Annotated in this window: 26 protein-coding genes and 1 tRNA gene; 6 read left to right on the top strand and 21 right to left on the bottom strand. The window is 62.5% G+C overall.

Going from position 1 to position 26,096, the window contains the following annotated elements; genetic code table 11:
- Positions 1–18 precede the first annotated feature (18 nt).
- The 4 genes from AC0NIE_RS21025 to AC0NIE_RS21010 all read right to left on the bottom strand — a co-directional run bounded on the left by AC0NIE_RS21025 (position 19) and on the right by AC0NIE_RS21010 (position 3,189).
- Positions 19–1,584: an amidase gene (locus tag AC0NIE_RS21025; RefSeq protein ID WP_473487028.1), complete on the bottom strand. Its 1,566-nt coding sequence runs from the start codon at positions 1,582–1,584 to the stop codon at positions 19–21.
- Positions 1,584–2,042 (bottom strand): GNAT family N-acetyltransferase, encoded by a 459-nt coding sequence (locus tag AC0NIE_RS21020; protein WP_473487029.1) that lies wholly within the window; start codon positions 2,040–2,042, stop codon positions 1,584–1,586. The genes AC0NIE_RS21025 and AC0NIE_RS21020 overlap by 1 nt, the downstream gene beginning before the upstream one ends.
- A gap of 7 nt (positions 2,043–2,049) precedes the next feature.
- Positions 2,050–2,337 carry an Asp-tRNA(Asn)/Glu-tRNA(Gln) amidotransferase subunit GatC gene (gene gatC / locus AC0NIE_RS21015; protein ID WP_473487030.1) on the bottom strand — a complete coding sequence of 96 codons (288 nt, stop codon included), beginning with the start codon at positions 2,335–2,337 and terminating at the stop codon, positions 2,050–2,052.
- A 144-nt stretch (positions 2,338–2,481) separates the two neighbouring features.
- Positions 2,482–3,189 carry a metal-dependent hydrolase gene (locus AC0NIE_RS21010; RefSeq protein WP_473487031.1) on the bottom strand — a complete coding sequence of 236 codons (708 nt, stop codon included), beginning with the start codon at positions 3,187–3,189 and terminating at the stop codon, positions 2,482–2,484.
- Positions 3,190–3,289: 100 nt separating this feature from the next.
- Here AC0NIE_RS21010 and ruvX point away from each other — a divergent pair, with 100 nt between their 5' ends.
- Positions 3,290–3,775, top strand: a complete 486-nt coding sequence (gene ruvX, locus AC0NIE_RS21005) for a Holliday junction resolvase RuvX (RefSeq protein ID WP_123145825.1) — start codon at positions 3,290–3,292, stop codon at positions 3,773–3,775.
- Here the strand turns inward: ruvX and AC0NIE_RS21000 are convergent.
- From AC0NIE_RS21000 to AC0NIE_RS20990, 3 genes are all read right to left on the bottom strand, one after another.
- The gene (locus AC0NIE_RS21000; RefSeq protein ID WP_123145824.1) at positions 3,742–4,053 is read right to left on the bottom strand and encodes a DUF6105 family protein; all 312 of its coding nucleotides are present in this window, start codon (positions 4,051–4,053) and stop codon (positions 3,742–3,744) included. The two genes, ruvX and AC0NIE_RS21000, sit on opposite strands and share 34 nt — an antisense overlap.
- Entirely contained in the window at positions 4,053–4,631 is a 579-nt protein-coding gene (locus AC0NIE_RS20995) for a hypothetical protein (RefSeq protein ID WP_473487032.1), read from the bottom strand. Before AC0NIE_RS20995 ends, AC0NIE_RS21000 begins: the two co-directional genes overlap by 1 nt.
- A 128-nt stretch (positions 4,632–4,759) precedes the next feature.
- Positions 4,760–6,388, bottom strand: coding sequence for a DNA alkylation response protein (locus AC0NIE_RS20990; protein WP_473487033.1), 1,629 nt, complete (start codon positions 6,386–6,388; stop codon positions 4,760–4,762).
- Positions 6,389–6,552: 164 nt separating this feature from the next.
- On the opposite strand from AC0NIE_RS20990, the gene AC0NIE_RS20985 reads away from it, so the two are divergent.
- The 4 genes from AC0NIE_RS20985 (at position 6,553) to dprA (ending at position 10,647) form a co-directional block, all read left to right on the top strand.
- Entirely contained in the window at positions 6,553–7,533 is a 981-nt protein-coding gene (locus AC0NIE_RS20985) for an aspartate carbamoyltransferase catalytic subunit (protein WP_123145822.1), read from the top strand.
- On the top strand, positions 7,530–8,816 hold the full coding sequence (locus AC0NIE_RS20980) for a dihydroorotase (RefSeq protein ID WP_473487034.1): 1,287 nt from the start codon (positions 7,530–7,532) through the stop codon (positions 8,814–8,816). Before AC0NIE_RS20985 ends, AC0NIE_RS20980 begins: the two co-directional genes overlap by 4 nt.
- Before the next feature lie 122 nt (positions 8,817–8,938).
- Positions 8,939–9,526 (top strand): glycerol-3-phosphate 1-O-acyltransferase PlsY, encoded by a 588-nt coding sequence (plsY, locus tag AC0NIE_RS20975; protein WP_473487035.1) that lies wholly within the window; start codon positions 8,939–8,941, stop codon positions 9,524–9,526.
- Positions 9,523–10,647 (top strand): DNA-processing protein DprA, encoded by a 1,125-nt coding sequence (gene dprA / locus AC0NIE_RS20970; protein ID WP_473487036.1) that lies wholly within the window; start codon positions 9,523–9,525, stop codon positions 10,645–10,647. Before plsY ends, dprA begins: the two co-directional genes overlap by 4 nt.
- Before the next feature lie 244 nt (positions 10,648–10,891).
- Here the strand turns inward: dprA and AC0NIE_RS20965 are convergent.
- Positions 10,892–10,967, bottom strand: a tRNA-Lys gene (locus tag AC0NIE_RS20965).
- 263 nt (positions 10,968–11,230) lie between these two features.
- Here AC0NIE_RS20965 and AC0NIE_RS20960 point away from each other — a divergent pair.
- Positions 11,231–11,722 carry a BA14K family protein gene (locus AC0NIE_RS20960; protein WP_473487037.1) on the top strand — a complete coding sequence of 164 codons (492 nt, stop codon included), beginning with the start codon at positions 11,231–11,233 and terminating at the stop codon, positions 11,720–11,722.
- A gap of 74 nt (positions 11,723–11,796) precedes the next feature.
- Here AC0NIE_RS20960 and glpK read toward each other — a convergent pair whose 3' ends face one another.
- From glpK to AC0NIE_RS20895, 13 genes are all read right to left on the bottom strand, one after another.
- Positions 11,797–13,290: a glycerol kinase GlpK gene (glpK, locus tag AC0NIE_RS20955; protein ID WP_473487038.1), complete on the bottom strand. Its 1,494-nt coding sequence runs from the start codon at positions 13,288–13,290 to the stop codon at positions 11,797–11,799.
- An 84-nt stretch (positions 13,291–13,374) separates the two neighbouring features.
- Positions 13,375–15,117: an ABC transporter substrate-binding protein gene (locus AC0NIE_RS20950; protein WP_254025941.1), complete on the bottom strand. Its 1,743-nt coding sequence runs from the start codon at positions 15,115–15,117 to the stop codon at positions 13,375–13,377.
- A 72-nt stretch (positions 15,118–15,189) separates the two neighbouring features.
- Positions 15,190–15,471 (bottom strand): DUF2160 domain-containing protein, encoded by a 282-nt coding sequence (locus AC0NIE_RS20945; RefSeq protein WP_473487039.1) that lies wholly within the window; start codon positions 15,469–15,471, stop codon positions 15,190–15,192.
- A 27-nt stretch (positions 15,472–15,498) separates the two neighbouring features.
- A complete protein-coding gene (locus tag AC0NIE_RS20940) occupies positions 15,499–16,317 on the bottom strand; it encodes a carbohydrate ABC transporter permease (RefSeq protein WP_065007668.1) in 819 nt (272 codons plus the stop codon).
- Between the two features lie 112 nt (positions 16,318–16,429).
- Complete coding sequence (locus AC0NIE_RS20935) at positions 16,430–17,296, bottom strand: carbohydrate ABC transporter permease (protein WP_473487040.1); 867 nt, start codon at positions 17,294–17,296, stop codon at positions 16,430–16,432.
- Positions 17,297–17,298: 2 nt separating this feature from the next.
- Complete coding sequence (locus AC0NIE_RS20930) at positions 17,299–18,369, bottom strand: ABC transporter ATP-binding protein (protein WP_473487041.1); 1,071 nt, start codon at positions 18,367–18,369, stop codon at positions 17,299–17,301.
- Positions 18,370–18,382: 13 nt separating this feature from the next.
- Positions 18,383–19,465: an ABC transporter ATP-binding protein gene (locus AC0NIE_RS20925; protein ID WP_473487042.1), complete on the bottom strand. Its 1,083-nt coding sequence runs from the start codon at positions 19,463–19,465 to the stop codon at positions 18,383–18,385.
- 28 nt (positions 19,466–19,493) lie between these two features.
- Positions 19,494–21,020, bottom strand: coding sequence for a glycerol-3-phosphate dehydrogenase (gene glpD, locus AC0NIE_RS20920; RefSeq protein WP_473487043.1), 1,527 nt, complete (start codon positions 21,018–21,020; stop codon positions 19,494–19,496).
- Between the two features lie 126 nt (positions 21,021–21,146).
- On the bottom strand, positions 21,147–21,914 hold the full coding sequence (locus AC0NIE_RS20915; protein WP_473487044.1) for a DeoR/GlpR family DNA-binding transcription regulator: 768 nt from the start codon (positions 21,912–21,914) through the stop codon (positions 21,147–21,149).
- 125 nt (positions 21,915–22,039) lie between these two features.
- Positions 22,040–23,452 (bottom strand): pyridoxal phosphate-dependent decarboxylase family protein, encoded by a 1,413-nt coding sequence (locus AC0NIE_RS20910; protein WP_473487045.1) that lies wholly within the window; start codon positions 23,450–23,452, stop codon positions 22,040–22,042.
- 55 nt (positions 23,453–23,507) lie between these two features.
- Positions 23,508–24,239 (bottom strand): proteasome-type protease, encoded by a 732-nt coding sequence (locus AC0NIE_RS20905; protein ID WP_095492829.1) that lies wholly within the window; start codon positions 24,237–24,239, stop codon positions 23,508–23,510.
- A gap of 31 nt (positions 24,240–24,270) precedes the next feature.
- The gene (locus AC0NIE_RS20900; protein ID WP_473487046.1) at positions 24,271–25,065 is read right to left on the bottom strand and encodes a transglutaminase family protein; all 795 of its coding nucleotides are present in this window, start codon (positions 25,063–25,065) and stop codon (positions 24,271–24,273) included.
- Positions 25,066–25,126: 61 nt separating this feature from the next.
- Positions 25,127–26,068: an alpha-E domain-containing protein gene (locus tag AC0NIE_RS20895; protein WP_473487047.1), complete on the bottom strand. Its 942-nt coding sequence runs from the start codon at positions 26,066–26,068 to the stop codon at positions 25,127–25,129.
- Between the last annotated feature and the right edge of the window lie 28 nt (positions 26,069–26,096).

The raw sequence follows: 26,096 nt of genomic DNA, 5'->3' as shown, positions 1-26,096 counted from the left end.
CTCAGCTGGGAGACGACACTACCACCACTTTTCCGGCTGGAACGTACCCGCCGCCTGCTCGATCACATGGGCGGTCTGGAACAAAGTTTCCTCGTCGAAGGGCCGGCCGATGAGCTGCAGGCCGAGCGGCAGGCCCTTGGCGTCTAGCCCTGCGGGCACGGCGATGCCCGGCAGTCCAGCCATGTTCACCGTCACCGTGAAGATGTCATTGAGGTACATCTTGACCGGGTCGGCGGCCATGTCTTCGTCGGCGATGCCGAAGGCCGCCGATGGCGTTGCCGGTGTCAGGATGACATCAACGCCCGCCGCGAATGCATTTTCGAAATCCCGCTTGATGAGATTCCGCACTTTCTGCGCCTGCAGATAGTAGGCATCGTAGTAGCCGGCGGAGAGGACATAGGTGCCGATCATGATGCGGCGCTTGACCTCGCGGCCGAAGCCAGCGGCGCGGGTCTTTTCATACATGTCAACGATGTCCTTGCCCGGCACGCGCAGCCCGTAGCGGACGCCGTCATAGCGGGCGAGGTTTGATGAGGCTTCGGCGGGCGCGACGATGTAATAGGCGGGTAGCGCATATTTGGTATGCGGAAGCGAAATGTCGACGATCTCAGCACCGGCATCTTTCAGCCAGGCAATGCCTTTCTGCCACAGCGCCTCAATCTCCTCAGGCATGCCGTCGACGCGGTATTCCCTGGGGATCCCGACCTTCATGCCCTTGATCGGCTTGCCGATCGCCGCCTCGTAATCCGGCACCGGCCGGTCGACCGAGGTGGTGTCCTTCGGATCGACCGAGGCCATGGATTTCAAGAGAATCGCGGCGTCACGCACATCGCGGGCGATCGGTCCGGCCTGGTCGAGCGACGAAGCAAAGGCGACAATACCCCAGCGCGAGCAGCGGCCGTAGGTCGGCTTGATGCCGACGGTGCCGGTGAAGGCGGCGGGCTGGCGGATCGACCCGCCGGTGTCGGTGGCGGTGGCGCCGGCACACAGGAGCGCCGAAACGGCGGAGGCCGAGCCACCCGACGAGCCGCCCGGCACAAGCTGGGCATTGTCGAGCGTACGCGCAGTCCGGGTGCCGCCGGCCGAGACAAAACCGCCATCGCCCTGATGCGTGGTCGGCATCACCACCGTGTCGAGGCGCGAACGCCTCCACGGATTGACGACAGGGCCGTAGTAGGAGGTCTCGTTGGAGGAGCCCATGGCGAACTCGTCCATGTTGAGCTTGCCGAGCATGACGGCGCCGTCGGCCCACAAATTGGCGGTGACGGTCGATTCGTAGTGCGGCTTGAACCCGTCCAGCACATGGCTGCAGGCCTGGGTGTGAATGCCTTCGGTGCCGAACAGGTCCTTTATCCCGAGCGGAATGCCTTCGAGCGACCCGCCCTCGCCCTTCGCCAGCTTCGCGTCCGAGTCCTTGGCCATGTCGCGCGCCTTGTCATCGGTAACGACGACATAGGCGTTGAGCGCCGGATTGGCCCGCTCGATCGCCTGGAGATAGGCTTCGGTGATCTCGGTTGCGGTGATTTCCTTGGTGCGCAGCATGGCGCGGGCCTGCGAAATCGTCAGGTGGGTCAGGTCGCTCATCAAGCAAGGCTCTTTTCGTAAAACACCGACCACTCGGCATCAGGGTAGTCCAGCACCGGGCCGCAGCGCGAAAATCCGGCGCGTTCATAGACGGTCCACGCAGCCGGATGGCGGTCGCCGGTTTCCAGCACCAAACGCTTCAGCCCTTCATTGCGCGCCAACGCTTCGATCCGCTCGACGATCCTGGCGCCGATCTTCCGTCCACGATGCGAAGGCCGCGCGTACATGCGCTTGACCTCGCCGACGGCGCCATCGTGGCGCTTCAGCGCGCCGCAGCCGATGGCAAGGCCGGTGTCGCGAGCGATGAAGACGGTTGTGTCATTGTCGGCCATCTGTTCGACGGTCATGTGGAAGCAGTGCTCCGGCGGCGTCAGTTCCAGCAGCGTGTCGTTGAGTTCCTTAACCAGCCCGCGCACGTCGTCCTGCAGCGGCGTCTCGATGGCGATCTCGATTGCCATCGGCCCGCTACTCCACGACCTTCGGAACGAGGAAGAAATTCTCTTCGGTGGCCGGTGCGTTGGCGACGATGTCGGCCGCCTTGCTGCCGTCGGTGACGACGTCCGGGCGCTTCTTCATCTCCATCGGGATAACTGAAGTCATCGGCTCGACGCCGGAAACGTCGACCTCGTTCAATTGCTCGACAAAGCCCAGAATGGCGTTCAACTCGCCGGTCATGCGCTCGGCATCCTCCTCGCTCACCGCAATACGGGCGAGATGCGCGACGCGCTTCACAGTCTTGACATCAACGGACATATTTGTTTGTGCCTCGGGAAAACCAGTCCGCGCTATAGCGGCGCGGCGCGTGCCGCGCAACATACATCGTGCCGAGAACCGGCCCAGAAGGTCCAAGGCAGGGCCACGCCGTCGCAGAGGAAATAGCTGCCGGCTTTGCATCCTCTACAAGGTGATCGTCCCGCCGATCTCCGGCAACGCCACCTTCACGCCGGATCCCTGCAACCCCGCGACGAACTTGTCGGCGGTCTGGTCGATGATCGGGAACGTGCCGAAGTGACTGGGGATGACGGTCTCGAACTGAAAGAAGCGCCGGCAGGCAAGGGCTGCCACTGCGCCACCCATGGTGAAGCGGTCGCCGACCGGCACGATGCCGATCTTCGGCTCATGTAATTCGTTGATCAGCGCCATGTCGGAAAAGATGTCGGTGTCGCCCATGTGATAGAGTGTCTTGTCCTCCGGAAAATGCAGGACGAGACCGCCTGGATTGCCGAGATAAGTGTTCTGGCCATTGTCACCTGGGAATGACGATGAATGCAGCGCCTGGACGAAGGTGGTGGTGAAACCGCCGCAATCGACGGTGCCGCCGATATTGCCGGGATTGATCTTCTTGTCGCTGGCGCCCTTGCCGACCAGGTACATGCAGACCTCGAAATTGGCGACCAGCATGGCGCCGCTTTTCCCAAGCACTTCAAGCGCACCGCTGATGTGATCGCTATGGCCGTGGGTCAAAAGGACATGCGTCACCCCTTCCGCCGGCTCTTCCCAGCCGCCCTTCCATGACGGATTGCCGATCAGATAGGGATCGATGAGGACTTTCGCGTCGGTGGTTTCGATGCGAAATGCGGAATGTCCGTACCAGGTCAGTTTCATGAATGCCTTCCTCGATTTTTGCTTTGCCAAAGGATAGAACGCCGGCAGTGAAATTAAAGTCCCGCAGCGCCCTTTGCGGGCAGCAGTCGAAGGAAAGCCGTTGAGCATCATCACCATCGAAGAGCTGCCGGCGCGGCTCAGCGGCGGCAAGACGCTGGCCGGGCTCGACCTCGGCGACAAGACCATTGGCGTCGCGGTTTCCGACCGGGGCTTTGCCTTCGCCCACCCGCGTCCCGTCATCATGCGCAGGAAATTCTCGCTGGATGCAGCTGTGCTGCTCGGCTTGCTGCAGAAAGAGAACGTCGGGGCCGTGGTGCTCGGTCTGCCGGTCAACATGGACGGGTCGGAAGGCCCGCGCGCCCAGAAATCCCGCGCCTTCGCCCGCAACATGGCTGCTGTGACCGACCTGCCCTTCGTTTTGTGGGACGAGCGACTGTCGACGGTGGCGGCTGAGCGGACGTTGATCGAGATGGATTTTTCGCGCCGCAAACGCGCCGGCAAGATCGATTCCGCCGCGGCGGCCTTTATTCTGCAGGGCGTTCTCGACCGGCTTCAGGCGCTCGGCGTCGGTGCCTGGTCGAAATAGCGGTCGAGCATTATCCTGATCCAGCCACCGATCACCCGGCGGCGGCGGAACGCCCAAAACGCCATGAGCAGCAGACTGTCGAGGATGCAGGCCTTTGCCACCATGCCGGGAATGAGCGCCGGATCGATGCCAAGCATTTCCCCATAGAGCTGGAAGACGAGGTCATGCAATTGGCGGCTCAGCATGACGTAGCCGAAATTGATATCGTTGAGCGACAGGAAGAACCAGCCCCAGAACAGGGCGAGCGGGGCCGCCCATAGCGCGAACAAGGTGCGCATCAGCGGCGATCCCTCAAGTTTGTGTCCGGCCCGAAGCTTGCGTCCGGCCGGCCGGAAATGCGCGAGAGCGCCGAGTTGTGCGCCGCCGCCTTCGCCATCACATGCGCGGCGGCACGGACTTCACCGGTGCCCGGAACCGTTGCGGCAAGGGCCGACCGCCGCTCTGCGAGCATGGCGACATAGGAAGCCAGCAGTGCCGCCAGTTGCACCGCGATAGCCATGAATAGCCCGTTGATGCCTTGCGCGGCGCCGCCGACGACAATCAGCGACAGTACGCCGGAGGCGGAGATGAAGGCGACCCGCACGACGCTGTCGGTGGCGTCCGGATTTGTCGGGTCGCTAAACAGAGTCTCGACAAAAGCCCAGCAGAAGAGCACCGCGACGACCAGCAGCGCTACGGCAAGCGCTGCCACGACGACGGCCTTTTCGAGGTCGACGAAGCTGGTGTTCTGGAGGACGACGCCGAGCACGCCAAGCGCTGCCGCAACACCGCGATTCCCGTCGATGCAGATGAACGCCAGCAGGGCGAAAACGACCGCCCAGTGCAAGGCCAGAAAGGAGCTTAATATATGCCGCATGGCGTTCCTGCTTCCGTAAACAGGACAGTGGGCTTTGCCGCCCGCCATCGCAATGGAAACCATTTGTTAAGGTTAACGGTCATCCACAGCGGCGCGACAGACGACGAGAAACCCTCCCAAGTCTCTTCTCAGGTGACCGGCGGATAGAGCGTATCGATGATCATACGCGCATCATGGCGTGAATCGAGCATGCCATAAGTGTTGCGCCACTGGCCGGCGAGGCGCGTCTCGACGAAGGCGTCGGCGATCCGCCCTGCCCCCAGCCTGCGAAGCTCCGCCGCTGCCGCCGACAGCGCCAGTTGCTCGGTGAGCAGGCGGGCCGAGCCCTCGTCGGTTGCCGCGACCTGCATTGCAGCCTTGAGCACACCGACGGTGCCGCGTCCGCCGGCGCCGAGATCGCGATCGATGCCGGCCAGCACCTCCTCGAACAGGCCCGGTGCACGCCCCAGCACGCGCAGCACGTCGAGCGCCATGACATTGCCGGATCCCTCCCAGATCGAGTTGACCGGAGCTTCGCGATAGTAGCGGGCGAGCGGCGCCTCCTCGACATAGCCATTGCCGCCGAGGCATTCCATCGCCTCGTAGAGCAGCGGTGGTGCGATCTTGCAGACCCAGTATTTGACGACCGGCGTCATGGCGCGCGCGAAGGCCGCCTCGCCGCGGTCGCTGGCCGCCTCGTCGAAGGAGCGCGCCAGCCGGAACGACAGCGCGGTGGCCGCAGCGACGTCGAGCGCCATGTCGGCCAGCACGCGCTGCATCAGCGGCTGCTCGATCAGATTGGTTCCAAACACCTGGCGGTGACGGGTGTGGTGGACGGCCTCGGCCAGCCCGGCACGCATGATCGCCGACGAGGCGATCGCGCAGTCGAGCCGGGTCAGCGTCACCATGTCCATGATCGTCTTGACACCCGCCCCTGGCTCGCCGACCATCTCGCCGATGGCGTTGACGAACTCCACCTCGGACGACGCGTTGGAGCGGTTGCCGAGCTTGTCCTTCAGCCGCTGGAAGCGGAAGCCGTTACCCGACCCATCGCCGAGAATGCGGGGAACGAGAAAGCACGAAAGCCCTTCCGGCGCCTGTCCAAGCACCAGGAACGCATCCGACATCGGCGCCGACATGAACCATTTGTGGCCGGTCAGGCGATAGAAGCTGCTGCCGGCGCGCTCGGCCCTGGTGACGTTGGCGCGGACGTCGGTGCCGCCCTGCTTCTCGGTCATGCCCATGCCCAGCGTCAGCCCGGCCTTTTCGACCGGCGGCTTTTGGCCCTGGTCGTATTTGCGTGTCGTCACACGCGGCGCCCATTCGCGAAAAAGCTTCGGGCTTGCCATCAGCGCTGCCAGCGATGCGCTGGTCATGGTGATGGGGCAGAGATGCCCGGTTTCGAGCTCGGCCGTCAGGTAGAAACGGGCGGCGCGCACCTGATGACGGCGGCCGATCTCGGCATCGCCATTTTCCCAGACCGACGAATGCAGCCCGTTCGCCACCGACCGGCGCATCAACGCGTGATAGGCTGGATGGAACTCGACCAGATCGATGCGCCGGCCCTGCCGGTCATGGGTCCTGAGCTTCGGCGTCTCGACATTGGCAAGGCGGGCCAGCTCCTGCGCCTCGTGCGTCAGCACGAAACGGCCGAGCCCGTCGAGATCCTTGCGCACCGGATCGGAAAAACGCTCGGCAAGCTGGATCAGCAACGGATCGCCCCGCCAGGCGTTGCCGCCTGCCAGCGGCGGCGGCTGGTTCGTCACGTCGTCGGTCACGCATTGTCCTTATCATCATCATCACAAGGCCACGAATCCGAAGCCATCGGCGGTTTATAGCCCAAGCCGCGCAACCCGCGCGACGAAAATACCGGGGAGAAAGGCCGCAATCCAAAGCTGGTGCTTGCAGCCAAAGGTCCTCCACCCTATAGCAGCGCCTTGAGATGACCGACGCTTCGTCCCTGCCACTCTATCCCCACCGCCATCTTCTGGGCATCCGCGATCTTTCCCCCGCCGACATCGAGCTTTTGCTGGACAGGGCGGACCGGGCGGTCGCGATCTCGCGGCAGTCGGAGAAGAAGACCTCGACGCTGCGCGGCCGCACCCAGATCAACCTCTTCTACGAAGCCTCGACCCGCACGCAGTCGTCGTTCGAGCTGGCCGGAAAACGGCTCGGTGCCGACGTCATGAACATGTCGGTGGCCAGTTCTTCGGTGAAGAAGGGCGAGACGCTGATCGACACGGCGATGACGCTGAACGCCATGCGGCCGGACATATTGATCATCCGCCACCAGTCGGCGGGTGCCGCCGCACTGCTGGCGCAAAAGGTCGGCTGCTCGGTGATCAATGCCGGTGACGGCGCCCATGAGCACCCGACGCAGGCGCTGCTCGACGCGCTGACCATCCGCCGCGCCAGGGGCCCGCTGTCGAAGCTGATCGTGGCGGTCTGCGGCGACATCCTGCATTCGCGCGTGGCGCGTTCCAACATCATGCTTCTCAATGCGCTCGGCGCCCAGGTCCGCGTCGTGGCGCCGTCGACGCTTCTGCCTGCCGGCATCGAGAAAATGGGCGTGATCGTCACCCGTTCGATGGCCGAAGGGCTCAAGGACGCGGATGTGGTGATGATGCTGCGGCTGCAGCGCGAGCGCATGGAAGGCGCTTTCGTGCCTTCGGTGCGCGAATATTTCCACTATTTCGGCCTCGATGCCGAGAAGCTGAAGGCGGCCAAGGACGGCGCTCTGGTCATGCATCCCGGCCCGATGAACCGCGGCGTCGAGATCGCCTCGGAAATCGCCGACGGTCCGCAGAGCGTCATCCAGGAACAGGTGGAGATGGGTGTTGCCGTGCGCATGGCGGTGATGGAAGCCCTGCTCGACCCCCGCCGCAATCGTGAGGACCGCAACCTCGAGGGCCGCGGCGCATGAACACAACGGTCTTCAGCCGGGCGCGCATCGTCGATCCGTCGCGCGGCATCGACGAGGTCGGCACGGTCATTGTCGAGGGCCGCAGGATCGTCGCTGCCGGCAAGGCGGCATTGAACCAGGGCGCTCCGCAAGATGCCGTCGTCATCGACTGCGCCGGCAAGGCTGTTATCCCCGGTCTGATCGATGCGCGCGTCTTCATCGGCGAACCGGGCGGTGAGCACCGCGAAACCATCGCTTCGGCCAGCGTGGCGGCGGCCGCCGGCGGCGTCACTTCCATCGTCATGATGCCCGACACCGACCCGGTGATCGACAATGTCGCGCTCGTCGAATTCGTGCTGCGCACCGCCAAGGACACGGCCATCGTCAACATCTTTCCGGCGGCTGCGATCACCAAGGGCCTCGAAGGCCGCGAGATGACCGAATTCGGGCTGCTGCGCGAGGCCGGCGCGGTCGCCTTCACCGACGGGCGGCACACCATATCAAGCGCACTGGTAATGCGCCGCGCGCTGACCTATGCGCGCGATTTCGGCGGCGTGATCGCTCATGAAACCCAAGACCCCGACCTCGCCTCGTCAGGCGTCATGAATGAAGGCCTCTATGCCAGCTGGCTCGGCCTTGCCGGCATTCCGCGCGAGGCCGAGTCCATTCCGCTGGAGCGCGACCTTGCGCTGGCGCGGCTGACCGGCGGCGCCTATCACGCGGCCAAGATCTCGACGGCCATGGCGGCAAACGCGATAACGCGGGCGAAAGCCGACAGCGCGAATGTCACAGCAGGCGTCTCGATCCACAATCTGTCGCTCAATGAGAACGATGTTGGCGAATACCGCACCTTCTTCCGGCTGACACCGCCGCTGCGCGCCGAGGAAGACCGGATGGCGATGATCGAGGCGGTCAAGGACGGCACGATCGACCTCATCGTATCCTCGCACGACCCGCAGGACGTCGACACCAAGCGCCTGCCCTTCGCCGACGCCGCGGCCGGTGCCATCGGACTGGAAACGCTGCTGGGTGCGGCGCTGCGGCTCTATCACAATGACGACGTGACGCTGCTTAGATTGGTTGAGACATTGTCCACGGCGCCGGCAAGACTGTTCGGCCTGCCCGGCGGCACGCTGAAGCCGGGTGCGGTCGCCGATCTTGCGTTGGTCGATCTCGACGAGCCATGGATCGTCAGCGAAAGCGGCATCCGTTCGCGCTCGAAAAACACCTGTTTCGAAGGCGCGCGGCTGCAGGGCAAGGTCTTGCAAACGATGGTGGCGGGCCGCACAGTGTTTTCAGCCTAATGCATGTCGCGCAAAAGTGTGCAGCGGTTTTGCGATAACGACATGCATAAAACAGCAACCTAAAGCGCGTCGCATGAGGCCGGTCAAAACGCGACGCGCTTTAGGGCATATCTGGGGGAACAATGGCTTACGGCATCGTCTTGGCGCTGGTGTTCGGTTATCTGCTCGGCTCGATCCCGTTCGGGCTCCTGATCACCCGCGCCGCCGGTCTTGGCGACGTCCGCAATATAGGCTCCGGCAATATCGGCGCCACCAATGTACTGCGCACCGGCAACAAGGGCCTGGCCGCCGCCACGCTGCTGCTCGACGCGCTGAAAGGCACGGCGGCTGTGCTGATCGCTGGTCGCTTTGCAGCGGAACTCGGGCCTTGGGCCGGCCTCGGCGCTTTTTTCGGCCATCTCTTTCCGGTCTGGCTCGGCTTCAAGGGCGGCAAGGGTGTCGCCACCTATCTCGGCGTGCTGACCGCCCTTGCCTGGCAGGTGGCGCTGATCTTCGCCGTCGTCTGGCTCGCCGCTGGTTTCCTGTTCCGCTATTCCTCGCTGGCGGCGCTCACGGCAGCAGTTGTCGTGCCGATCGCGCTCTATGTCCTCAGCACGCCTGAGATTGCCGGGCTCTTCGTGCTGATGAGCCTGATCGTCTTCATAAAACACCGGGCCAACATTGCGCGGCTGCTGGCCGGCACCGAGAGCAAGATCGGGGCCAGGGAGTGAGCCAGCGCGCCGCCGGGCCGCGACTCAGCGACCGGCAGCGGTTGAGCTGGCTTCGTTTGATCCGCACACCGAATGTCGGCCCGGCCACCTTTCGCGACCTGATCAACCGCTTCGGCTCGGCCGAGACGGCGCTCGAGATGTTGCCCGAGCTGATGATTTCGGGCGGCGCCAGAAAGAGCGTCCGCATCCCGTCGATGGCCGAGGCCGAGGCGGAACTGGAGACCGCCCGGCGGGCTGGGGCCCGCTTCGTCGGCATCGGCGAGGCCGACTATCCGCCGCTGATGAAAAGCATGGACCATCCGCCGCCGCTGCTCGCGGTCAAGGGCGAAGGTGCGGTGTTCCGGCTGCCGGCGGTTGCTATCGTCGGCGCCCGCAACGCCTCGCTGGCCGGGATCAAGATGGCGCGGACGCTCGCCGCCGAACTCGGCCGCGACGGCTACGGGATCGTCTCCGGCCTGGCGCGCGGCATCGACACGGCAGCACATCAGGGCAGCCTTGCGTCAGGCACGATCGGCGTGCTGGCCGGCGGCCTCGACCTGCCCTACCCGCCCGAGAATGCCGGGCTGTGCAACGAGATTGCCGAGCGCGGCGGCGCCATCATTTCGGAAATGCCATTCGGCTGGCAGCCGCGCGCCCAGGATTTTCCGCGCCGCAACCGCCTTGTCGCCGGTGCAGCATTGGGGCTGGTCGTGGTCGAGGCCGCGCAACGCTCCGGCTCGCTGATCAGCGCCAGGCTTGCAGGCGAGATGGGCCGACTGGTCTTCGCCGTCCCCGGCTCGCCACTCGATCCGCGCGCCGCCGGCGCCAACGCCTTGCTCAAGGACGGCGCCACCCTGGTCACCGATGCATCGGACATTACCGGTGCGATCGCGCCGCTGGTCGGCGCGCTGGTGCCAAGGACAGCACCCTTCGAAGAGCCGCCCGACTTTTCGGCAACACCGCCACCCGGCGAGGGCGACCGCGCCCGCGTCGTCGAAGCTCTTGGCCCGACGCCGGTGGCGGTCGACGAAATCATCCGCCACACCGGCCTGCATCCCGCCCAGGTTTTCATGGTGCTGTTGGAACTCGACCTCGCCGGCCGGCTGGAGCGCCACGCCGGCGGGAAGGTCTCGCTGGTGTGATCGGAGTTTTCCGGATGTCTCAGCGCACGATTCTTGGGAAAACCTGCCCCGATGCTATGAGGCGCTTACCAATACAATGGTGGGCGACGGGGCGGGCGGGTAGGAGAACGCTGCTGTGCTATCGTCTTGCGGTCGGCAGCCATCTGACGCCGGAACAGGTGCGCCGTGAGCGTTTCGCAGTGTCATAGGCTCTGGCTATGCTCCACCGGATCAGCCTAAATAATTGACTTTTCATATGAAACAATGGTGAGCGCGCAGGGATTCGAACCCTGGACCTACTGATTAAAAGTCAGTTGCTCTACCGGCTGAGCTACGCGCTCCCGCGGGCTCAGAATGCCGCCCTCGAAATTGCGCGGAACATAGGGAGAGTGCCTCGAGCGGTCAACCGGAAAAAGTGGGCACGTAAGCCGGGCTTTTCGCGGTCTCATGGCGCCTCGCAAAACGTCTCGACAAGGTCGGAGTTGCTGTCTCGCACAAAACCGAGACGCGTTACAAATCAGCAGCTTGCTATTTTTCGCGGAACAATTGCGCAACCCTGCCCGTTTTTGTCGCTACAAGGGACGACGCTTTCAAGGAGAAGATCATGAACAGGATCATGTCGGGCTTGCTGGCGACCGCGCTGTCAGCGTCATTCGCTGTAGCACAAATCGTGCCCGTCAACGCCCAGCCCATCTACGTGCCGCTGGGTCAGAACGTCTCGTCGGATGTACAGAACGTTCAGTATGAATGGCGGAGGAAGCGGGATTTCTCCCGCCGCGATTTCCGCCGTGATTTTTCCCGTCGCGATTTTCGTCGTTTCGCCCGCGACGACGATTTCAGGTATTGGCGCGGCTATCGCGGCTATCGCTACTATCGTCCCGGCTATCGCCGTTACGGCGACTACTGGTTCCCGCTGGCTGCCTTCGCTACTGGGGCGCTGATCACCGGCGCGATCGTCAACAACCAGTACCGCCGCGTCTATCGAGGCGATGCCCACGTGCAGTGGTGCTACAACCGCTACAGATCTTACCGGGCCTATGACAACACGTACCAGCCTTACTACGGCCCCCGCCGGCAGTGCATCTCGCCCTATTGATAAACCCAGGGCAGAGTTGAATAAAGGTAGTTGAGCCTGCGCCGACAACGGCGCAGGCTTTTCGGTGCGCGAACTTACAGCATGCTCAGCGTCCGGCGCACAGCATCGCGCCAACCCGCCAGCTTTGCGGAACGGACCGAAGCTCCCATATCCGGCTTGAATCTCCGTTCGAGCGCCCAGCTCTTGGCGAATTCCCTTGTCTTCGGCCAGACGCCCGCCTTCGAACCGGCCAGCCAAGCCGCGCCGAGCGCCGTCGTCTCCAAAATGGTTGGGCGGTCGACCGGCGCATCGAGGATGTCGGCAAGCCGCTGCATCGTCCAGTCCGACGCCACCATGCCGCCATCGACCCTGAGAACGGTCTTCGCTGACGCGCCCCTCCAGTCCTTGCGCATGGCATCGAGCAGGTCGCGGGTCTGGAAAGCCACGGATTCCAATGCGGCGCGGGCAAATTCGGCCGGGCCCGAATTGCGGGTCAGCCCGAAGATGGCGCCGCGCGCCGCGGCGTCCCAATGCGGCGCGCCAAGCCCGACGAAAGCCGGCACCAGATAGACTTCTTGAGTCGGATCGGCGCTCGCCGCCAGCACGCCGCTCTGCTCGGCTTTGCCGATCACCTTGATGCCGTCACGCAGCCACTGCACGGCGGCACCGGCGATGAAGATCGACCCTTCCAGCGCATACGTGGTCTTGCCGTTCAGCCTGTAGGCAATGGTCGTCAACAACCGGTTCTTCGAGCGCACCAGATCGCTGCCGGTGTTGAGCAGCGCGAAGCAGCCGGTGCCATAGGTGGATTTCATCATGCCCGGCTCAAAACAGGCCTGGCCGATGGTCGCCGCGTGCTGATCGCCAGCCACGCCGAGGATCTTTATTTCTGCGCCGAACAGGCTTTTCTCTGTGATTCCATAATCGTCGGCGCAATCCTTCACCTGCGGCAGCATTTTTCCCGGTATGCCAAGAATGGCCAGAAGCTCGTTGTCCCAGGCATTATCTTCGATGTTGTAGACCAGCGTTCGCGAGGCGTTGGTGGCGTCGGTGGCGTGAACTTTGCCGCCGGTCAGCCGCCAGATCAGAAAGCTGTCGATGGTGCCGGCCAGCAACTCGCCCTTCTCGGCGCGTTTTCTGGCACCCTTCACCTTGTCCAGCATCCAGGCGATCTTGGTGCCGGAGAAGTAGGGATCGAGCAGCAGGCCGGTCTTTCTGGTAAACTTCTTCTCCAGCCCCTGCTTCTTCAATTTCTGGCACAGCGGTGCAGTGCGGCGGTCCTGCCAGACAATCGCGTTGTGGATCGGTTTGCCGGTCGCCCGGTCCCAGATGACGACGGTCTCGCGCTGATTGGTGATGCCGATTGCCGAGATGTCGGCGGCCTTTCGCCTGGCAGCAGCCAAGGCTGCCTTGCAGGTCGAAACGACCGTGTCCCAGATTTCCTCTGGATCGTGCTCGACCCAGCCGGAGGCCGGATAGTGCTGGGCAAACTCCTTTTGTCCGCTGCCCACGAGTTTCATGGACCCGTCGAACACGATGGCGCGGCTGGACGTGGTGCCCTGGTCGATCGACAAGATGTATCCGGTCATGCTGTCTACCCCTCAGTTACAACGAAGGGAGACGGCTCGCGCCGCCTCCCTGTGGTCTCTTTCCGCTTTGGCGGTTCGGCAAGCCTACTGGGTGGTCCAGCGCTTGATCAGTTCCTCATAGACGATGGTCTCGCCTTTCGGCTTCTCGTTCTCGAGTTTGGCCTTAGGACCGTTCGGCTTGCCCAACCATTCGGCCGGATCTTTCGGCTCGTTGAGTCGCGGACCACAGCCGCCATAGACCTTAGCGGACTCGTCGGCGGCCTGCATGCGGGCCATCGTGATGTCCATTTCCTCAGCGAGGCGATCCATCGCCTGTTGCGGCGTGAACGCCCCGGAGTTCACGTCGCCGATCTGCTGCCACCAGATCTGGGCGAGCTTCGGGTAGTCGGGCACGTTGATGCCGGTCGGCGACCAGGCGACCCGGTCTGGAGAGCGGTAGAACTCCACCCAGCCGCCGAGTTTGGGCGCACGGTCGGTAAACGACTGATGCCGAATGTCGGAATCGCGGATCAGAGTGAGCCCGACATGGGACTTCTTCAAAGACACGGTCTTCGACACGACGAACTGCGCATAAAGCCAGGCGGCCTTGGCACGATCGGCCGGGGTCGATTTCAGGATCGTCCAAGAGCCCACGTCCTGATAGCCGATCTTCTGCCCTTCCTTCCAGTACGGGCCGTGCGGCGACGGGGCCATGCGCCACAACAAATTGCCCTGATCATCGACCGTGTTGTTGCCTTCCGACTTGGGCTTCACCATGTCGGCGAGGAAAGCCGTGTACCAGAAGATCTGCTGGGCCACGTTGCCTTGGCTCAGCGCGGGCAGCGACTGGTAGAAATCATAGCTCGCTGCTCCGGGAGGCGCAAAGTTGCGCAGCCACTCGTCCCACTTTGCGATGGCATAGACCGACGCCGGACCATTCGCCTCGCCACCGCGCGAAACACTCGCGCCGACCGGATTGCAGGTGCCCGCCTCCATGCGAATGCCCCATTCGTCGATCGGGATGCCATTCGGCTCGCCGGGGCTGCCGGTGCCGGCCATGGACAGCCACGCGTCAGTCATGCGCCAACCGAGATCGGGTGCGCGCTTGCCGTAGTCCATGTGTCCGAAGACCTGCACGCCGTCGATTTCCTTCACGTCCTTGGAGAAGAATTCGGCGATATCCTCGTAGGCGGACCAGTTCACCGGGACGCCGAGATCGTAGCCATACTTGGCCTTGAACTTTTCCTTGAGTTCCGGCTTGTCGAACCAGTCCTTGCGGAACCAGTAGAGGTTGGCGAACTGCTGGTCCGGGAGCTGGTAGAGCTTGCCGTCCGGGCCGGTCGTGAACTTGATGCCAATGAAGTCTTCGAGATCGAGCGTCGGAAGGGTGACATCCTTGCCTTCGCCGGCCATGAAATCGGTGAGATTCACGGCAAGCTGCAGCCGCGAATGGGTGCCGATCAGGTCGCTGTCGTTGACATAAGCGTCATAGAGGTTGCGGTTGGTCTGCATCTGGGTCTGCACGGCCTGGACGACTTCGCCCTCGCCGAGGATCTGGTGGTTGACCTTGATGCCGGTGATCGCCTCGAACGCCTTGGTGAGCACGGTCGATTCATAGGTGTGTGTCGGGATACCTTCCGACAGCACGTTGACTTCCATGCCGGCGAAGGGTTTCGCAGCATCGACAAACCATTGCATTTCGGCTTCCTGAGCCGAGCGATCAAGGGTCGAAAGACCATTGATTTCCGTGTCAAGGAATGTCTTGGCTTCGTCCATGCCTGCATAGGCCTGACTGGCCCCGAGCAGCAGGACTAGTGCCGTTGTCGATGTTAGTAGGTGACGTCGCATGAGGTTCCTCCCATTTCGGTTTCAAGTGCGATCGGAGCGGTCGTTGTGCGGCCGCTCCAACAGTTTCTCCCCCTAGACGAATCGAAAAACGCCGATGGCGTAGACGATCGAGAGGGCGAGTGCCCACCACAGGTTGGGTCCGACAAGACCCAGCCAAGCGAGATGGATATAGGCGCTGCCTAGCAGCGAAATGAACAGTCGGTCGCCACGCGTAGTATCGAGGCCGAGAATGCCATGGCGCGGCGCTCCGCCAGGACTGGCCCACTCCCACGCGGTCATCCCGACCAGAAGAAGCAGGATCACGCCGAAGAAGGTGGCGGTCTGCCAAGTCCAGGCCATCCATGACAGATCCATCGTCTTTATTCCTTCCCTGCGCCGCCGCTAGACGCGGCCGAGCGCAAACCCCTTGGCGATATAGTTCCGGACGAACCAGATGACGATCGCGCCCGGAACGATGGTGAGCACGCCGGCGGCCGCGAGCAATCCGAGTTCGTAGCCCGATGTGCTCGCCGTCCGGGTCATCACGGCGGCGATCGGCTTCGCGGCGACAGACGTCAGCGTCTTGGCGAGCAACAGCTCGACCCAAGAGAACATGAAGCAGAAGAACGCCGTGACACCGATGCCGGAAGCGATCAGCGGCATGAATATCTTCACGAAGAACCGCGGCCAGGAATAGCCGTCTATGAAGGCCGTCTCGTCGATCTCTTTCGGCACGCCGGACATGAAGCCTTCGAGAATCCACACTGCGAGCGGTATGTTGAACAGGCAGTGCGCCAGCGCAACGGCCCACGGCGTGTCGAAGAGATTGATGGCCGAGTAGAGCTGGTAAAACGGCAGCGCGAAAACCGCCGGCGGCGCCATGCGGTTGGTCAGCAGCCAGAAGAACAGGTGCTTGTCCCCAAGGAAGCGGTAGCGCGAGAAGGCATAGGCAGCGGGCAGCGCCACGCTGACCGAAATCGCAGTGTTGATAAATACATAGCTGATGGAGCTGATGTAGCCATTGTACCAAACGGGGTTGGTGAGGATCTCGACATAGCTCGCCACCGTGAAACTGCGTGGCCACAATGAGAAGCCGCCGAGGATTTCGTTCGTAGTCTTGAACGACATGTTGAGCAGCCAGTAGATCGGCAGCATCAGGAAGATGATGTAGACCGTCGGCACGAGCCAAAGGAAGCGCGCCTCCCGGCCGCGTCCGCTCATTACGCTCGCCGACCGGAGACCCGCCGCATTCGACGCCGGTGGCGGCGTTGTCTGCTCTCGCATCAAAACGTCGCTCCTTTTATCCCCAAGGCCTTCCTTCACCGATGTCATCTCAGCTCTCCGCTTCGGATTGGGTCATCAGGGTGTAGAAGAGCCACGACACCAGCAGCGTCATCAGGAAGTAGATGATGCTCATGGCCGCCGCGATTCCGAGGTTGAATTCGCCGAGCGCTGCCTTGACAAGATCGATCGACAGGAAGGTCGTGGCATTGCCCGGTCCCCCGCCTGTCAGTACGAACGGTTCAGTGTAGACCATGAAGGAATCCATGAACCGCAGCAGCATGGCAATGGTCAGCACGCGCTTCATCTTGGGCAGTTGGATAAAGCGGAACACCGACCAGCGTGATGCACCGTCAATCTTTGCAGCCTGATAGTAGGCGTCGGGTATCGAGACGAGGCCTGCATAGGCAAGCAGCACCACTAGCGAGGTCCAATGCCATACGTCCATCAGGACGACGGTGAACCACGCCGACAGCGGCTGGCTGGTGAAATTGTAGCTGATGCCCATCGCGTTGATAACATAGCCGAGCAGCCCGATGTCCGGCAGCGCAAAGATGTTCCACATGGCGCCGACGACGTTCCATGGGATCAGCAACGGCAGCGACATCAACACCAGGCAGACCGCGACCCATGGGCCGGAACGCGGCATGGCAAGCGCCACCGCCACGCCTAGCGGCACCTCGATCAGCAGGATTAACCCGGTGAAGGCGAACTGGCGCAGGAGCGATGCGTGGAAGCGCGGCGAATTAAGGACTTCCTGGAACCACTTAACGCCTTCAAAGAAGAACAGGTTGTTTCCGAACGTCTCCTGAACTGAATAGTTGACCACCGTCATCAGCGGGATGATTGCGTTGAACGCCACCAGCACCAGCACCGGCAGCACCATGAACCAAGCCTTGTTGTTCCAGGTCTTATCCATGCTCAGCCTCCCATCTCGACGCGCCAGGAATCGGCATAGATATTGATTCCTGCCGGGTCGAAAGCGATCTTCGGATCGGCGGGAATGTCCTCGTCCTCGCCGATGATCGCCGCGATGTCGCGGCCTTCGAAACTGGCGCGCACCACCTTGTGGCGGCCGATATCCTCGACCTTGCGGATTGAAACCGGCATGCCGCTGGCGCCAAGCCTGATATATTCGGGGCGGATGCCGAGTTCGATCGCGCCGGTGATCCCGGCCTTGGGCGCGCCCGGCAGTTCGATGGTCTGGCTGCCGAGCCGCGCGCTCCTGCCTTCGACCGCGACCGGCATGACGTTCATGCCCGGCGAGCCGATGAAATAGCCGACGAATGTATGCTTGGGACGCTCGAACAGTTCGGCTGGAGAGCCGATCTGCACGATCTCGCCCTCATACATGACGACGACGTTTTCGGCGAAAGTAAGCGCCTCGGTCTGGTCGTGCGTGACATAGACCATGGTGAAACCGAAGCGCCTGTGCAACTGCTTCAACTGCGAGCGCAGCACCCACTTCATATGCGGATCGATGACGGTCAGCGGCTCGTCGAACAGGATCGCGTTGACATCGGAGCGCACCAGCCCGCGCCCGAGCGAGATCTTCTGCTTCTGGTCGGCGGTCAGCCCCCTCGCCTTTCGCTTGGCCATGTCGGCCAGACCGGTCATTTCCAGGGTTTCGCGCACCTTGCGGTCGACGTCGGGTTCCGAAACGCCGCGGTTGCGCAGCGGGAAGGCCAGGTTGTCGTAGACGGTCATGGTGTCGTAGATGACCGGGAACTGGAACACCTGCGCGATATTGCGCTCCTGCGTCGACAGATTGGTCACGTCCTTGCCGTCGAACAGAAGCTCGCCATGCGACGGATACAACAGGCCGGAAATAATGTTGAGCAGCGTGGTCTTGCCGCAGCCCGACGGCCCCAGCAGCGCATAGGCGCCGCCGTCCTCGAAGGCGTGATGCACCTCCTTCAGCGCATAGTCCTTGTCCGACTTCGGATGCGGCCCGTAGGCGTGGCGGATATGGTTGCAGTCTATGCGCGCCATGTGCCCTCCTCCCTCAAGCCGCCAGCATCTGTGGCGGCGCGGCCGAGCGGCCGTTCGCGTCGAAAACCATGATGTGCCGCGGATCGATGAACACCTCGATGGTCTGGTCCGGCTCGAACACCAGGATGCCGTGCTCCAGCATCACCCAGCGGACATCGGCGAAGTCGAGATGCACAAAGCTTTCAGAACCGGTGATCTCGGTCACCGAGACCTTGGCTTTCACCGGAACCGCCGACGGGCTCGGCCGGGCAAGAGAGAGATGGTGGGGCTGGAAGCCGATCGTGTAACTCGTATCGGCAATACCGGCGAGTTCAGCCGGCACCGGGAGGTTCACCCCACCATCAAGAAGGAAGCTCGAACCGCTCTTCTTCAGCACGATCGTGTTGAGCGGCGGATCGGCGAATGTCTTGGCCGTGACGAGGTCGTTCGGCCTGCGGAAGACGTCGATCGTCGGGCCGAACTGGGTGATGCGGCCTTCGGAAAGCGTCGCCGTGTTGCCGCTGAGCAGCAAGGCTTCATGCGGCTCCGTCGTGGCGTAGACGAAGATGGTGCCGGTCGCCGCGAAGATTTTCGGCAATTCCGCACGCAGCTCCTCGCGTAGCTTGTAGTCGAGATTGGCGAGCGGCTCGTCGAGCAGCACCAGGCTGGCGTTCTTGACGATGGCGCGCGCCAGCGCGGTGCGCTGCTGCTGGCCGCCGGAGAGGCTGAGCGGTGTGCGGTCGAGGAAGGGCGTCAGCTTGAGAAGGGCTGCGGCATCGCGCACCTCCTTGTCGATCTTTGCCCGCTCGGTCCCGGCCACCCTCAGCGGCGAGGCGATGTTCTCGTAAACGGTCATCGCCGGATAGTTGATGAACTGCTGGTAGACCATGGCGACGTTGCGCTTCTGCACCGGGATGCCGGTGACATCCTTGCCATCGAACCAGACCGAACCGGATGTCGGCACATCAAGGCCGGCCATCAGCCGCATCAGGCTGGTCTTGCCGGAAAGCGTCGGTCCGAGAAGGACGTTGAGTGAGCCGTGCTGGAGCGTCAGCGACACGTCGCGTATATGCTCCGTCGCGCCGATCGTCTTCGTCACGTTTCTCAGTTCCAGCATGATGCCTCCTCCCAGGCTTTCTGCATCACTATTCGGCAGCCGCGACATGGCGCCGGCTTATCCCGCGCATGAATTCGTCGAGCGCTGCCGCCTGCTCGCGGCTCAGATGCAGGCCGCGCTTGGTCCTGCGCCACAATACATCTTCGGCCGTCATCGCCCATTCATTTTGAACGAGGTAGCGCACCTCGGCCTCGTAGAGATCGGCGCCAAAGTTGCGGCCAAGGTCGGCATTCGACCTGGCGAGGCCCAGCAGCATCCTTGCGCGAGTCCCGTAAAGCCGGGTCAGGCGGCGCGCCAGACGCGCATCGAGGAACGGATAGGCCGTCTTCAGTTTCGCCACTTCGGCGTCGAAGCCGCTGGCCGGGAAATCGCCGCCCGGCAGCGGCGCGTTTGCCGTCCACGGCTTGCCGCGCTTGCCGAGAAAACCCTCGATTTTCTCGAGCATCGATTCCGACAGCCGGCGATAGGTGGTGATCTTGCCGCCGAAGGTGTTGACGATCGGCGCCGCGCCATCGCCGCCGTCGGTCTTCAGCACATAATCGCGGGTCGCTTCCTGCGCCTTCGAGGCGCCGTCGTCATAAAGCGGGCGCACGGCGGAATAGGTCCAGACGATGTCCGAACGCTTGACCGGTTGCGCGAAATATTCGCTCGCCGCAGCACAGAGGTAATCGATCTCGGCGTCGCTGATCTTCACGTCATGCGGGTCGCCGGAAAAGTCCTGGTCGGTGGTGCCGATCAGCGTGAACTCTTCCTCGTAGGGGATGGCAAAGATGATGCGGCCATCCTTGTTCTGAAAGAAATAGGCGCGCGGATCGTCGAATTTCTTGCCGATGACGATATGGCTGCCCTGTACCAGCCGGACATTGTGCACGTCGTTCAAGCTGACCGCAGCCGACAGCACGTGGTCGACCCATGGGCCGGCGGCGTTGACCAAAAGCCGCGCCTTGACCTCCTCGGTGTCGCCGGTCTGCGTGTTTTCCAGGCTGACCGTCCAAAGCTCGCCTTCACGGCGTGCGCCGACGACTTTCGTGCGGGTTCGGATCGTTGCGCCGCGATCGGCGGCGTCGCGGGCGTTCAACGCCACCAGCCGCGCATCGTTGACCCAGCCGTCGGAATATTCGAAGGCCTTGCGGAACAACGGCTTCAGCGGCTTGCCGGCTGGGTCCTTTGCCATGTCCAGCGTCTTGGTCGCCGGCAGCAATTTGCGCCCGCCAATGTGGTCGTAGAGGAAAAGCCCGAGCCTGATCAGCCAGGCCGGGCGCAGGCCCTTGACATAGGGCAGCACGAAGCGCATCGGCCAGATGATGTGCGGCGCGTTCTTCCAGAGAATTTCGCGTTCCATCAGCGCTTCGCGCACCAGGCGGAATTCGTAGAATTCAAGATAGCGCAAGCCGCCATGGATCAGTTTGGTCGAGCCGGAGGACGTGCCGCTGGCCAGATCGTTCATTTCGGCAAGGAAGACCGAGAAGCCGCGCCCAACCGCATCGCGGGCGATGCCGCAGCCGTTGATACCGCCACCGATGACGAAGATGTCATGGATCGGGGGTGCGCTCACAATAGTCCTCCCGGATTTCGCATTGCAGCATTTTTAGGTTTTTACGAAACCGTGATGGGATTATTTCGAAATGAGAACGAATGTCAAACGAAATATAAACGGCGACAATTGCCGCAACGGCACCCACTAGGAGAGCGACGTTTCGATCAGCTGAACCTCTGCCTCCTGGCAGATCTTGCGCACCGACGGGATGTCGCAGCGGTCGGTGATGAAAGTGTTGACCTGCGACAGATGGCCGATGCGGACCGGCGCTGTCCGTTCGAACTTGGTCTGGTCGGAAACGAGGATGACATGCCGGGCATTGGCGATGATCGCCTGCGCCACCTTCACTTCACGAAAATCGAAATCGAGCAGCGCGCCGTCATGGTCGATCGCCGAGGCGCCGATCACCGCGTAGTCGACCTTGAACTGCCTGATGAAATCAACCGCCGCCTCGCCGACCACGCCACCGTCTGAGCCGCGCACGACGCCGCCGGCGATCACCACTTCGATCGAAGGATATATGCGCATCCTGTTGGCAACATTGATGTTATTGGTGATGACCATCAGGCCGCTGTGATCAAGGAGCGCCTTGCTGACCGACTCCGTCGTGGTGCCAATATTGATGAACAGCGAGGCATTGTCCGGGATCAGCCTGGCTGCTGCGCGGCCGATCGCCTCCTTCTCATCGGCGGCGATCTTGCGCCGTGCCTCATATTCCATGTTCTCGATGCCGGATGGGAACAGCGCCCCGCCATGAACGCGCGATAGCAGCCGCTGGTCGCACAAATCGTTAAGGTCCTTGCGAATGGTCTGCGGCGTCACGTTGAAATGCGTCGCCAGGTCGTCGACCAGCACGCGGCCATTGTCCTTGGCCATCTGGACGATTTCGGAATGACGCGGCGACAGATACATTGGGGACCTCCCGTTTTCGTTTTTCTTGTCTATAGCGGAAAACGAAAGTGATGAAAAGGTATGAGCCGGCTAACGAAATTACATGCGTCCAAAGACAAACCTCGACGCCACTTTGCCGACCAATTTCAGGCCAGCCCGCGGGCGATTTCGGTGATGACCTCGAAAGCGGTGTCGACATCCGCCGCCGTCGTCTCGAACTGACCGACCTGAAAGCGGATCGCGATCTGCCCGTCCACCCGTGTCTGCGTCAGGTAGATGCGGCCATCGTCGTTGATCGCATTGACCAGTCGCAGATTGTGTTCGTCCGAATCGATGCCGGCCGCGGCCAGATGCCGGAACGAAAACAGCGACAGCATCGGTTCCGTGACGATCTCGAAATCCGGTTCCCTGGCCAGCCGGGCGGCAAGACCTTCGCTCCAGGCGACATGGCTGCGGATCATGGTCCGCAGATTTTCCAGCCCGTGTGCGCGCAGCAGGAACCACAGTTTCAGTGCGCGAAAGCTCCGCCCGAGCGGCACTGACCATTCGGAATAGTTGATGATGCCGTCGCGTCCATGCGTCTTCAGGTAATCCGGCTTGATGGCGAGCGTCCGCACCAGGTCTTCCGGTCGGCGGATGAACTGCATCGAGCAGTCGAACTGCGCGCCCAGCCATTTGTGTGGGTTGAAGACGATGGAATCCGCCTCCTCCACGCCCGCCCAGAAATGCCGGTATTCCGGACATATCATCGCCGATCCGGCCCAGGCGGCATCGACATGCAGATAGAGCCCGTACCGCTTTGCCACGGCGGCGACGCCGGCGATGTCATCGGTGCCGCCGGTGCTGGTGCCGCCGACACAAGCGATGATGCCGGCCGGCAGCATGCCGGCATCCCGGTCGGCGACGATCGCCGCTTCGAGGGCTGTGACATCCATGGCGCGAAGGCGACCGGCAACCGGAATGCGCACGAGATTGTCCTCGCCGATGCCCGATACCCAGATTGCCCGGTCGATGGAGGTATGGACCTGGTCGGAAGAATAGACGCGCAATATCGGCTGGCCTTGCAGACCCTTCTTGTTGCCCTGCCAGTTGAGCGCGCGCTCGCGCATGGTCAGCACGGCGGCAAGCGTCGCCGACGATGCCGAATCCTGCATGACGCCGGAAAATCCTTCCGGCAGGCCAAGCGCCTGACGCATCCAGTCGACGACGCGCGTCTCGAGTTCGGTCGCTGCCGGCGAGGTCTGCCAGAGCATGCATTGCGCGGCCATCACCGAGACCAGATATTCGGCCACCACGGAAGCTGGTGCGGCATTGGCCGGGAAGTAGGCGAAGAAGCGCGGATGCTGCCAATGCGTCATGCCCGGCAGGATTTTTTGCTCGAAGTCGGCGAAGATTGCCTGCATCGTTTCGCCTTTTTCCGGCGGCGAGACATCGATGCTTCTAAAGATTTCGCCCGGTTCGACAAGCGGCCGCACCGGCCTTTCGCGAAGTGTGCTTCTGTAGTCGGCACCCCATTCGGCCGCGTACAGCGACCATTCCCGGAATTCGTTGCTATTCATTTTCCTCTCCGTCGCATCGAGCCCAGCAATCAAAGAGCACGAAAAACGGAGGCTTTCATTCGGGAAAATCGGGCAGGCTCGCAAAAGCAGCCTTCAGTGCATTCGACCAGCCGTCCGAGATCGTGCGGTAGTATTGATCGTCCTGGGCTATCCGCTTCTTCAGGCTGACCTTGAAGGCGTCCTTTTCATAGAACAGCAGGTCGAGCGGCAGACCCACCGACAGGTTCGATTTCAGCGTCGAGTCGAACGACACCAGCAGCAGTTTCACCGTCTCGGCGAAACTCATCGTCTTTTCATAGGCGCGGATGATGATCGGCTTGCCGTATTTGGTCTCGCCGATCTGGAAAAACGGCGTGTCGTCGGTGGATTCGATGAAATTGCCTTCCGGATAGATCATGAACAGCCGCGGCGCGCTGCCCTTGATCTGGCCGCCGAGGATAAAGGAGGCATTGAAATAGGAATCGGCCTTCTCGCCCGCCGGCGACGAACTGGCGATGACTTCCTTGACGGTGTCGCCGACCATCCGTACCGTCTGGTACATGGAAGGCGTTTCGAGCAGCGTCGCGTGGCGATCGGCCACCGCCTTGGTGCGTTCGTCGAGCAAACTGACGACGGCCTGCGTCGTCGCCAGATTGCCGGCCGACATCAGCACGATGACGCGCTCGCCCGGCTCCTCCCAGACATGCATCTTCTTGAAGGTCGAGATTGAATCCATGCCGGCATTGGTACGCGTGTCAGACATGAACACGAGCCCACGATCGATCTTCAGGCCGACGCAATAGGTCATCGAATCTCTTTGGCGGCAATCTTGCCGTGGATTACTGCTCCACGGTGACGATGACCGCAAGCTGTTCTTCCGCTTGTCCCAGCCGAATTCCTGATACGGGCGTGGCGTCGCGGTAATCACGGCCGGTCGCCACCTTTACATAGCGTTCGTCGGGCGAAATGCCGTTGGCGACGTCGAACGCGACCCAGCCAAGGCCCGCAACATGCGCCTCGGCCCAGGCATGGCTAGCCGCCTGCTCGACCGCCGCATCCATCATCAAATAGCCGCTGACGTAGCGGGCCGGAAAGCCCATGGCGCGTGCGGCGGCGGCAAAGATGTGGCTGTGGTCCTGGCAGACGCCGGTCTTGAGCGCCAGCGCGTCCTCGGCCGGCGTCGCCGCATTGGTGGTGCCCGGCGTATAGGCGACGCGCTCGCCGATCACCGCCATCAGCCGGTGCAATCTTTCGATATCAGTCCCCTCGCCGACCGAGGCCGCGAGTTCGCGAATGCCGCTGCCGACCGTGGTCAACGGGGTTTCATGGCCAAACAGCCAGAGCGGCGCGAAACCCTGATGTGGCCCGGAGACGCCAGATGTGTCGCGTGTCACCACCTCGCCTGATGCCTCGACGGTGATGAAATCGCGCTCGCCTTCGACGCTCAACAGCCGCGTGTCATTGCCGAAATGGTCGGTGAAGCGAACTTCCTCGCGCGCCCCCTCGATCGTCAGCGCCCAGGACAAAACGGTCTGCGTCGGCCCGCTGACCGGAAGCAGCCGCAACCGCTGCAACAGATAGTGCACCGGCGCATCGTAGCGGTATTCGGTCCGGTGGGTGATCCTCAGCCGCATTGCTCTCGTCCCCTGAGCATGATCTTTTCCGGAAACAGGCTTTCACTTTCCGGGATCATGCTCAATAGAACCTGTAGTCCTGCGCGATCTCGTCGCCGAGCCTGGTGTTGTCGCGAATGAAATTGGCCAGGAATTCATGCAGGCCGGCGTCGAATATGTCCTTGATCGAGCCGGCCGTCAGCATGGCCTGGGTCTTGCCCGCTGTCGCATGACAGGCATGGCGCTCGCCATAGTCGTCGCCCAGGAATCTGAGGTGCTCCGTCAGGAAACGGTAGCAGAATGTCAGCGAGCGCGGCATGCGAACGTTGAGGATCAGATAGTCGGCGATGTTGCTCGGCTTGTAGTCTGCCTCATAGACCCAGCGATAGGAGCGGTGCGCCGACACCGAACGCAGGATCGATTCCCACTGGTAGTTGTCGAGCGTCGAGCCGACCCACGAGATCGACGGCAACAGCACGTAATATTTCACGTCCAGGATGCGCGCCGTGTTGTCGGCGCGTTCGACATAGGTGCCGAGCTGCGAGAAATCGAAGATCTCGTTGCGCAGCATGGTGCCGTAGAACGAACCGCGGATCAGCGCCGTTTCGCGCTTGATCGCGTCGAGCACGCTGGGCAGGTCGCGTTCGTCGATCGGCTTGGCCAGCATGCGCTTCAGCGACATCCAGGCCTCGTTGATGCTTTCCCAGGTTTCGCGCGTCAGCGCGGTGCGCACCATGCGGGCGTTGTTGCGGGCCGTCTCGATCGACACCATCGTGCTCGACGGGTTCGATGTGTCGCGCAGCAGGAAATCCGCGACGTTGGCGGCGGTATAGTCGGAATATTTCTGCGTGAAGGCAGCGTCCGAACCGGCACTGAGAAGCACCGAATTCCACTCTTCGGAGGCGTTCTGGGTACGAGTCAGCGCCATGCGCAGCCCGGCATCGACCAGCCGCGCCATGTTTTCCGCCCGCTCGATGTAGCGGTTCATCCAGTAGAGCCCGTTGGCGGTGCGGCCGAGAAGCATGGAAAGCGGCCCTTCGGGGCTAGTGAGT

It is taken from the genome of Mesorhizobium sp. WSM4842 (assembly GCF_055901575.1).
This window is presented reverse-complemented; position numbering and strand designations above follow the sequence as displayed.

Excerpts from the sequence above, each read along its gene's own strand:
- AC0NIE_RS21025 (WP_473487028.1), bottom strand. The coding sequence starts at position 1,584 with ATGAGCGACCTGACCCACCTGACGATTTCGCAGGCCCGCGCCATGCTG.
- AC0NIE_RS21020 (WP_473487029.1), bottom strand. The coding sequence starts at position 2,042 with ATGGCAATCGAGATCGCCATCGAGACGCCGCTGCAGGACGACGTGCGC.
- gatC (WP_473487030.1), bottom strand. The coding sequence starts at position 2,337 with ATGTCCGTTGATGTCAAGACTGTGAAGCGCGTCGCGCATCTCGCCCGT.
- AC0NIE_RS21010 (WP_473487031.1), bottom strand. The coding sequence starts at position 3,189 with ATGAAACTGACCTGGTACGGACATTCCGCATTTCGCATCGAAACCACC.
- AC0NIE_RS21000 (WP_123145824.1), bottom strand. The coding sequence starts at position 4,053 with ATGCGCACCTTGTTCGCGCTATGGGCGGCCCCGCTCGCCCTGTTCTGG.
- AC0NIE_RS20995 (WP_473487032.1), bottom strand. The coding sequence starts at position 4,631 with ATGCGGCATATATTAAGCTCCTTTCTGGCCTTGCACTGGGCGGTCGTT.
- AC0NIE_RS20985 (WP_123145822.1), top strand. The coding sequence starts at position 6,553 with ATGACCGACGCTTCGTCCCTGCCACTCTATCCCCACCGCCATCTTCTG.
- AC0NIE_RS20980 (WP_473487034.1), top strand. The coding sequence starts at position 7,530 with ATGAACACAACGGTCTTCAGCCGGGCGCGCATCGTCGATCCGTCGCGC.
- plsY (WP_473487035.1), top strand. The coding sequence starts at position 8,939 with ATGGCTTACGGCATCGTCTTGGCGCTGGTGTTCGGTTATCTGCTCGGC.
- AC0NIE_RS20960 (WP_473487037.1), top strand. The coding sequence starts at position 11,231 with ATGAACAGGATCATGTCGGGCTTGCTGGCGACCGCGCTGTCAGCGTCA.
- glpK (WP_473487038.1), bottom strand. The coding sequence starts at position 13,290 with ATGACCGGATACATCTTGTCGATCGACCAGGGCACCACGTCCAGCCGC.
- AC0NIE_RS20950 (WP_254025941.1), bottom strand. The coding sequence starts at position 15,117 with ATGCGACGTCACCTACTAACATCGACAACGGCACTAGTCCTGCTGCTC.
- AC0NIE_RS20945 (WP_473487039.1), bottom strand. The coding sequence starts at position 15,471 with ATGGATCTGTCATGGATGGCCTGGACTTGGCAGACCGCCACCTTCTTC.
- AC0NIE_RS20940 (WP_065007668.1), bottom strand. The coding sequence starts at position 16,317 with ATGAGCGGACGCGGCCGGGAGGCGCGCTTCCTTTGGCTCGTGCCGACG.
- AC0NIE_RS20935 (WP_473487040.1), bottom strand. The coding sequence starts at position 17,296 with ATGGATAAGACCTGGAACAACAAGGCTTGGTTCATGGTGCTGCCGGTG.
- AC0NIE_RS20930 (WP_473487041.1), bottom strand. The coding sequence starts at position 18,369 with ATGGCGCGCATAGACTGCAACCATATCCGCCACGCCTACGGGCCGCAT.
- AC0NIE_RS20925 (WP_473487042.1), bottom strand. The coding sequence starts at position 19,465 with ATGCTGGAACTGAGAAACGTGACGAAGACGATCGGCGCGACGGAGCAT.
- AC0NIE_RS20915 (WP_473487044.1), bottom strand. The coding sequence starts at position 21,914 with ATGTATCTGTCGCCGCGTCATTCCGAAATCGTCCAGATGGCCAAGGAC.
- AC0NIE_RS20910 (WP_473487045.1), bottom strand. The coding sequence starts at position 23,452 with ATGAATAGCAACGAATTCCGGGAATGGTCGCTGTACGCGGCCGAATGG.
- AC0NIE_RS20905 (WP_095492829.1), bottom strand. The coding sequence starts at position 24,239 with ATGACCTATTGCGTCGGCCTGAAGATCGATCGTGGGCTCGTGTTCATG.
- AC0NIE_RS20900 (WP_473487046.1), bottom strand. The coding sequence starts at position 25,065 with ATGCGGCTGAGGATCACCCACCGGACCGAATACCGCTACGATGCGCCG.
- AC0NIE_RS20895 (WP_473487047.1), bottom strand. The coding sequence starts at position 26,068 with ATGCTTCTCGGCCGCACCGCCAACGGGCTCTACTGGATGAACCGCTAC.